The following is a 7538-nucleotide window of genomic DNA, read 5'->3' as shown; positions in this document are numbered from 1 at the left end:
TAGGGGCGCCCTTCGCGGCGGCACCAGTCCGCCACCTGGGGGTAGGCCCACTCGAACAGGATCCGGCGGTACTCGCTTTCGCCCCCGGGAATTCCCTCGCCGTGGCTTGGGACCTTGCCGGCCCGCTGCCGCTGGCGCAGGGCTTCAAAGAGGAGGGTGGCCGCCGCGACGCTGACGTTCAGGCTCTGGACCATCCCGGTCATGGGAATGAAGAGCGGCTGATCCACCAGCGCCAGGGCCTCCTCGCTCATGCCCCACTTCTCGGCCCCCATCAGAAAACAGCTGGGGCCGGTGAAATCGCAGTCGCGGTAATCCACCGCATCGACGCTCAGGTGGGTCCCGTAGATCCGGAAGCCCTTGTCCTTGAGCCCCTGCAGGCAGCCCTCGATGCTGGGGTGCGGATGCAGCGGCACCCACTTCTGGCTGCCCTTGGCGGTGTTGTTGAAGGTGCGGGGCCGTCCGGGCAGGCTGACGACATGGGCCTCCAGGGCGCCGACGGCGTCGCAGGTGCGCAGGATCGCCGAGAGGTTGTGGGGCTTGTCCACCTGCTCCATCACCACCGTCAGATCGCCCATCCGGTGGTTCAGCACGGATTTCAGGCGCTCAAAGCGGCGGGGAAGCAGCGGCATTGGCTGGGCAGGGGCCAACATCCATCGTGTCTGATGGCCGTTCGCCGCCCATGGAGCGGAGCTTTGATCAGCGGGTCTGGCGGGCCGTCGCCCAGATCCCCCCGGGGCGCCTGGCCACCTATGGCCAGATCGCGGAACTGATCGGTGCCTATGGCTGCGCGCGGCAGGTGGGTTGGGCCCTGCGCCGCCTGCCCCTGCCCTCGGAGATTCCCTGGCAACGGGTGGTGAATGCCAAGGGCTGCATCTCCTTAAGCCAGAGCCGAGAGGGCTCCGATTGGATGCAGCGGGACCTGTTGATCGCCGAGGGCATCCCCGTCGATGCCGACGGCCGGCTTCCCCTGGCCCAGTACCGCTGGTCACCGGGCGCTAGTTGTGGGGGATGAGCAGCGCACCCCCCGGATTGGCCTCCCGCCAGGTGGCATGGCAGGTGCTGCAGGCCGTGGCCGCCGGGGCCTATGCCGATGGGGCCCTCGAGCGGGAGCTGGGCCGGGTCTCGCTCTCGCCTCAGGACCGCGGTCTGGCGACGGAATTGGCCTACGGGGCGATCCGGCAGCGGCGCCTGCTGGATGCCTGGCTGGATCAACTGGGCAAGGTCCCGGCCGAGCGGCAGCCCCCGAAGCTGCGCTGGCTGCTGCACCTGGGGCTCTATCAGCTCTTAAGCAGTGATCGCATTCCCGCCTCAGCCGCCGTCAGCACCACGGTGGAGTTGGCCAAGCGCGGCGGCCTGAGCCGGCTGGCCCCGGTGGTCAACGGCATGCTGCGGGCCTTCCTGCGCCGCCAGGAGGCCGGCGAGGCCCTGCCCCTGCCGGGTGATCCGGTGGCGGCCCTGGCCATTCGCCAGTCCCTGCCGGATTGGCTCGCGGCGGCGCTCTTGCAGTGGCAAACCCCGGAGCAGGCGGAGGCCTTCGCGCGGGCCTGCAACACGCCGCCTGCTCTCGATCTGCGGGTCAATGGCCTGCGCTCCACACCCGAGGCGGTTCAGGCGGCCCTGGCCGCGGCGGGGGTGGTGGCCGAACCGATCGAGGGTCTGCCGATGGGCCTGACCATCAAGGGCCGCTCCGGTGATCTGCGCCATCTGCCCGGCTACGACGAGGGGCACTGGTGCGTTCAGGACCGATCGGCTCAAACGATTGCGCCATTGCTCGATCCCAAGCCCGGTGAGCGGGTGCTGGATGCCTGCGCGGCGCCTGGGGGCAAGAGCACGCACCTGGCGGAACTCATGGGCGATCAAGGGCAGGTGCTGGCCCTCGATCGCGGCGAGGCGCGTCTGCGCCGGGTCGCCCGCAACAGCGAGCGCCTGGGCTTGGGCTGCATTGAGACCCGCCATGGGGACGCCGTGGAATTGGCCTCGGAAGCCCCTGAACTCCTGGGGCAATTTGATGCGCTCTTGATCGATGCCCCCTGCTCAGGGCTGGGAACCCTGGCTCGCCATGCCGATGCCCGCTGGCGGATTGACCCGGCCGCGATTGAGGGGCTGGTGACGCTGCAGCGGCAGCTTCTGGAGGGATTGCTCCCCCTGCTCAAGCCCGCCGGTCGCCTGGTCTATGCCACCTGCACAGTCCATCCCGAGGAGAACGGCGAGCTGCTGGAGGCGTTCCTCAAGGATCACCCTCAGCTGCGGTTGGAGCAGAGCTTCCAGCTCTGGCCCGGGCAACTCGATGGCGGGGGGGATGGCTTCTTCGCGGCGCGAATCGTTCGGACTTAAGGCGTTGGGGGCGCCTGCGGGGCCGGTGCACTGCGGCGGTTATCCAGCAGATCAAAGCGGCAGTCGACGTAGCGGGGGTTGGTCTGCATGCTTCCGCAGGGGTCCTGGCGCTTGGCCGGCCGGGCTGGAGCCGGCGTGCGCACGCTGGGTTGGCCTGGAGTCACCGGTGCCGTGGTCTCCTCCGTCGTCACCTCCTCAGTGGTTTCCTCCTCGTCCGGCTTGACCAGCTTGAGGTTTTTGGTGAGGGCCTTCAGTGGATTGAACTTGCCCTTGAGCACCGGCTTGGGCGGGAACTGCTCCACCGGCAGCTCCTTGAGGATCGGAGCCATGTATTCCGACCAGGCCACCACAGCGCGGGAACTGGTGCTCTTGGTCTCTTTGTTGTTGTCGTAGCCCAGCCAGAGGCCGGTGACGAGTTGGGGAACGCCGCCGATGAACCAGAGGTCCCGGCCCCCTTCTGAGGTGCCCGTCTTGCCGGCGGCCGGCCGGCCCGGGGGGACCGCGCCATAGCCGGTGCCGCCGCTGACGACCTTCTGCAGCATCCACAGCATCGCGTCGGCGATGTCGCTTGGGACCACGCGCTTGCCGGGATCGCCGTTGACGCGTCGGCTCCAGAGCAGTTCACCGCCCGGGCCCAGGATCTCCTCAAAGGGCGTCGGCTTGATGTAGACGCCGCGGTTGAAGATGCCCGCATAGGCGGCCGTCATGTCCAGGATCGTCTGCTCGGTCGCGCCCACCCCCAGCGGGTAGAAGCGGCCCAGCTCCTTGGTGATTCCCAGGCTGTTGGCCGTGGCGATCACCTTGTCGAAGCCCACCTGCTTGAGCAGGCTGACCGAGACGGTGTTGAGCGAGTTCTGCAGTGCCACCCAGAGCGGCACGGTCCCGTAGTACTTGTTCTTGAAGTTTTTCGGGCAGTAGCCGCCGTAGCAAACCTGGCGGTCGGTGATCTTGTCCTCAGGCTTCATGCCCTCTTTCAGGGCCGTTAGGTAGACGAAGAGCTTGAACGTCGAGCCGGGGGAGCGCAGTGCTTGGGAGGCCCGGTTGAACTGGCTGGCGTTGAAGTCCTTGCCGCCCACCATCGAGCGAACCAAGCCGGTCCCCGGCTCCATCGAGACAACCGCCCCTTCCATCGCCCCGGGGGCGTGGCGGTTAATCGTGCTTTGGGCCTTCTCCTGCCAGTCGATGTTCAAGCTGGTGCGAATGGTCAGGCCACCCACCTCGAGTTGCTCCTTGGAGAGCACGTTGGGCAGTTCCTGGGCGACCCAGCTGGTGAAGTAGGGGGCGCGGCTGGTGAAGTACTTCGGCTCCGCCGGCTTCAGCAACAGGGGGGAGCTGTTGGCGCTCTCGAGCTGCAGGTCATCGATGAAGCCGGCCTCGCGCATGCGGCGCAGCACGATCGCCCGGCGCTGCAGGGCCAGGTCGGGATTGACCAGCGGTGAATAGATCGAGGGGGCCGGCGGTAGGCCGGCAATCAGGGCCGCCTCAGGCAGGTTCAGCTCGGAGGGCGTTTTGGAGAAGTAGATCCAGGCGGCATCCGAGACCCCGTAGGCCCCGGCGCCCAGATAGACGTAGTTGAGGTACTGCTGAAGGATCTGCTCCTTGCTCAGCTGGCGCTCGAGCTTGCCGGCCAGCAGCGCTTCCTTGAGCTTGCGAATGATCGTGCGGTCCTGGCTGAGGAAGACCGTGCGCGCCAGCTGCTGGGTGATGGTGCTCGCACCCTCTTCGACCGAGCCGCTGGAGATGTTGCGCACCATCGCCCGGCTGATGCCGATTGGATCGATGCCGTCGTGTTGGTAGAAGCGGCGGTCCTCAGCGGCGATGAAGGCCCGCTGCACCAGCAGGGGCATCTGGCCGGTGACGAGCTTCTCGCGGGTCGCCGGACCGAGCTTTTGAATCACCTGGCCATCGCTGGCCAGCAGGGTCAAGGTGCCGGGGCGGTTGTAGCTGCTGACGCCACGCACATTCGGCAGCAGGCTGTCGACGCTGCGGGTGACGACGGCCTGGGTGAGCCCCACCGCCAGGCCGGCACCGGCTCCGACGAGACCGGCTGAGATCAGCTGCCGCCGGCGCCGCTGCTTCACATCACCACCAGGTCGCTGTGGCCGATGGCCAGAGCGGTGACGAGCATGCCGAGCACCAGGAAGGGCTGGGCGCTGGCTTGATACTTCACGTCAAAGGCCACCGGATCGCGCAGCAGCCAGATGTCCTGGAAGGTGATCTGAGGAACGATCAAGAGCACCAGCAGAACAGCAGCGAAATGTTGGCCGATGGCAATCAACACCGCCACCATCGCCAGCTGAAAGACGTCGATCATTCCGGCGCTGATCCAGCTGGCCCTCTCGATGCCAAAGGCCACGGGGAGCGATTGCAGACCAAGGGCGCGATCTCCCTCGACGCTCTTGAAGTCGTTCACCACGGCAATGCCCAAGCCCGCCAGGGAGTAGGCCAGGGTCAAGAACGCCGTGGTCCAGGTCAGGTGACCAAAGAGGGCCTGGCCGGCCCACCAGGGCAGGGCGATGTAGCTCGCGCCCAGGGCGTAGTTCCCCAGCCAGCCGTTCTGCTTGAGCTTCAGCGGGGGAGCCGAATAGATGTAACTGACAAACGAGCCCCCCAGAGCCAGGAGGAAGAGCACGGGGGTGTCGTGGTTGGCCCAACGATCGAGGCCGTAGGCCACGCCGAGGCCGGCCAGCAGCAGCACCCAGATCTGCGCCTTGACCTGCCAGAGGGGGATCGCTCCGGAGGGAATCGGCCGGTAGGGCTCGTTGATCGCGTCGATCTCGCGGTCGTAGTAGTCGTTGATGGTCTGGGTGAACCCAGCCAGCAGCGGGCCGCTCATCACCATGCAGGCGATCGAGGCACCGACCTCAGAGATGCTCCAGTGGAAGTTGCCTGAGGCCGCGGCTCCGCAGAGAACCCCCCAGATCAAAGGAATCCAGGTGACCGGCTTCATCAGCTGAAGCCGGATCTTCCAGATGTTGGTGGTGCCGCTGGCACCTTTCATGCCCAGCAGTTGCCGGGCACCGCCACCAGTGGCGGCGGTGGGGTTGGGGGATTCGCTCACGAAAGGGGGCTTCAGGCGGCGGTGATTTCGTCGTCGAAGAACCAGGTGGTGGTGCCGTTGCTCAGCTCAACCACCACGCCGATGCCCTTGCCATCGGTCACCTTGAAGTCCTTGACGGTGCCGGTGGCATCGCTCTGCAGGGCGGAAACCAGGTCGGCGGGGATGCGATCGCGCACCCGGGTGACCCGCACCTTCGAGCCGACGGTGATGGCAGCCTGGGACATGTCCGGCGCGACGAAAAAGTGGCGCCAGGCTAACCCGCTGCAAGCCTTGCCCCCATGGTCGCCAAACGGATCATTCCCTGCCTGGATGTGGCCGACGGTCGGGTGGTGAAGGGGGTGAACTTTGTCGGCCTGCGCGATGCCGGTGATCCCGTCGAGCTGGCCTGCCGCTACAGCGCCTCCGGGGCCGATGAGTTGGTCTTTCTCGACATCGCCGCCAGCCACCAGGGGCGGGCCACCCTGGTGGATCTGGTGCGGCGCACTGCCGAGGCGGTGACGATCCCCTTCACCGTGGGTGGTGGGATCAGCTCTGTGGAGGGCATCACCGAACTGCTGCGGGCCGGGGCCGACAAGGTCAGCCTCAATTCCTCGGCCGTGCGGGACCCCGAGCTGGTGGCCCGTGGCGCGGAACGCTTTGGCTGCCAGTGCATCGTTGTGGCGATCGACGCCCGTCGCCGTGAGGACGGCTGGGACGTCTATGTCAAAGGTGGCCGCGAGAACACGGGGCTCGATGCGGTCGCCTGGGCGCGCCGCGTGGTGGAGCTGGGCGCCGGGGAGATTCTGTTGACCTCGATGGATGGGGATGGCACCCAGGCGGGCTATGAGCTGAACCTCACCCGGGCGGTCTCCGATGCCGTGGATGTGCCGGTGATTGCCAGCGGCGGCGCCGGCTGCATCGACCACATCGCCCAGGCCCTCGATACCTCACCAGCCGGTGGCCATGCCTCAGCCGCCCTGTTGGCGTCTCTGCTGCATGACGGGGTGCTGACGGTGGAGCAGATCAAAACCGACCTGCTCGGCCGTGGCCTGAACATTCGGCCGCTGGAGGCCGGGTCGCGCGCCGCTTAACCCGCCGTTACAATCCACTCAGCTTTCACCCTCGCACCAGTGCTGGCCCTCGATCAGAGCCATTCCCCAGTGCTGGCCGGAGCCATCGTGCTCGTGGTGATCGTGATGGTGGCCTGGGCCCTGCAGCTCATGCAGGCCGCCAGTGATCGCAAGGAATTCTCCTTGATGTTGGCGGGCTGCATGGTCTGTTCAGCTGCCATTGGTCTGGCGACGGTGATGGTCATGACCTTCACCAGTGCTGAGCGTCTGGAGGCCCAGGGCTATCTCTCGGCCCTTGAAACGAACCAGTCCGAATTAATGGCGGCGGGTGTCAGTCTCGACTCGATCTCGCTGCCTTGGGATGCTGCCGAGCCCTGAGCCCTTTGCTGCCATCCCGCCTGGCAATCCCGAGGCGGTGCGCGAGTTGTTCGATCGGATCGCCCCGGAATACGACCGGCTGAATGATCTGCTGAGCCTGGGGTTGCATCGCCTCTGGAAGCGTCAGGCCGTGGCTTGGCTTCAGCCAGCCCCGGGTCAGCGCTTGCTGGACCTCTGCTGCGGGACGGGGGATCTCGCTCTGCTGCTCGCCGAAAAGGTGCGCCCGGCGGGCTTGGTCCTTGGGTTGGATGCGGCGGCGGCGCCCCTGGAGCAGGCCCGGCGCCGGGCCTCCCGTTGCCCCTGGCTGCCCCTGGAGTTTCGCCAGGCCGATGCCCAGGCCACTGAGCTGGCCGACGCCTGGGCGGATGGGGCTGTGATGGCCTATGGCCTGCGCAACCTGGCGGATCCCGCCGCTGGTCTCCAGGAACTGCGGCGCTTGCTCCGTCCCGGTGGTCGCGCTGCGGTGCTCGATTTCAACCGCGCCCTGAATCCCCAGGGACTGACGGCCCAGTTCCAGCGCTTGTACCTGCGTCAGTTGGTGGTGCCCCTGGCGAAACGCGCTGGCCTGGAGGCCCAGTACGCCTACCTGGAGGACAGCCTGGCGCGTTTCCCCACTGGCCCCCAGCAGGAGCGCTTGGCCATCGAGGCGGGCTTCAGCCACGCGCGGCATCAGCTCCTGGCCGGCGGCCAGATGGGGCTGCTGCAACTGATCGCCT

General features: G+C 67.0%; 9 protein-coding genes. 5 read left to right on the top strand and 4 right to left on the bottom strand.

Annotated features, from left to right (window positions below):
• Positions 1 to 629 (bottom strand): TrmH family RNA methyltransferase (locus QZ189_RS10140; RefSeq protein ID WP_296421689.1); only part of this gene is annotated, 629 nt, incomplete at its 3' end.
• 50 nt (positions 630 to 679) lie between these two features.
• Here QZ189_RS10140 and QZ189_RS10135 point away from each other — a divergent pair.
• Together QZ189_RS10135 and QZ189_RS10130 are read left to right on the top strand one after the other, a co-directional pair.
• On the top strand, positions 680 to 1012 hold the full coding sequence (locus QZ189_RS10135; protein ID WP_296421688.1) for a methylated-DNA--[protein]-cysteine S-methyltransferase: 333 nt from the start codon (positions 680 to 682) through the stop codon (positions 1010 to 1012).
• Positions 1009 to 2334 carry a 16S rRNA (cytosine(967)-C(5))-methyltransferase gene (locus tag QZ189_RS10130; protein WP_296421687.1) on the top strand — a complete coding sequence of 442 codons (1326 nt, stop codon included), beginning with the start codon at positions 1009 to 1011 and terminating at the stop codon, positions 2332 to 2334. The genes QZ189_RS10135 and QZ189_RS10130 overlap by 4 nt, the downstream gene beginning before the upstream one ends.
• Here the strand turns inward: QZ189_RS10130 and QZ189_RS10125 are convergent.
• The 3 genes from QZ189_RS10125 to QZ189_RS10115 all read right to left on the bottom strand — a co-directional run bounded on the left by QZ189_RS10125 (position 2331) and on the right by QZ189_RS10115 (position 5619).
• On the bottom strand, positions 2331 to 4415 hold the full coding sequence (locus tag QZ189_RS10125; RefSeq protein WP_296421686.1) for a PBP1A family penicillin-binding protein: 2085 nt from the start codon (positions 4413 to 4415) through the stop codon (positions 2331 to 2333). The two genes, QZ189_RS10130 and QZ189_RS10125, sit on opposite strands and share 4 nt — an antisense overlap.
• On the bottom strand, positions 4412 to 5335 hold the full coding sequence (gene chlG / locus QZ189_RS10120) for a chlorophyll synthase ChlG (RefSeq protein ID WP_247479764.1): 924 nt from the start codon (positions 5333 to 5335) through the stop codon (positions 4412 to 4414). The genes QZ189_RS10125 and chlG overlap by 4 nt, the downstream gene beginning before the upstream one ends.
• 71 nt (positions 5336 to 5406) lie before the next feature.
• A complete protein-coding gene (locus QZ189_RS10115; RefSeq protein ID WP_010312876.1) occupies positions 5407 to 5619 on the bottom strand; it encodes a cytochrome b6f subunit family protein in 213 nt (70 codons plus the stop codon).
• Positions 5620 to 5673: 54 nt separating this feature from the next.
• On the opposite strand from QZ189_RS10115, the gene hisF reads away from it, so the two are divergent.
• From hisF to ubiE, 3 genes are all read left to right on the top strand, one after another.
• Positions 5674 to 6465, top strand: a complete 792-nt coding sequence (gene hisF, locus QZ189_RS10110) for an imidazole glycerol phosphate synthase subunit HisF (RefSeq protein WP_296419358.1) — start codon at positions 5674 to 5676, stop codon at positions 6463 to 6465.
• Between the two features lie 39 nt (positions 6466 to 6504).
• On the top strand, positions 6505 to 6822 hold the full coding sequence (locus tag QZ189_RS10105) for a hypothetical protein (RefSeq protein ID WP_296416728.1): 318 nt from the start codon (positions 6505 to 6507) through the stop codon (positions 6820 to 6822).
• Positions 6823 to 6835: 13 nt separating this feature from the next.
• Positions 6836 to 7538: bifunctional demethylmenaquinone methyltransferase/2-methoxy-6-polyprenyl-1,4-benzoquinol methylase UbiE (gene ubiE / locus QZ189_RS10100; protein ID WP_296421690.1), on the top strand; the 703-nt coding region annotated here is incomplete at its 3' end.

Origin of the sequence: Vulcanococcus sp. CPBay_Sum15L08_68 (assembly GCF_017855895.1) — a bacterium.
Taxonomy (GTDB): Bacteria; Cyanobacteriota; Cyanobacteriia; order PCC-6307; family Cyanobiaceae; genus Vulcanococcus.
This window is presented reverse-complemented; position numbering and strand designations above follow the sequence as displayed.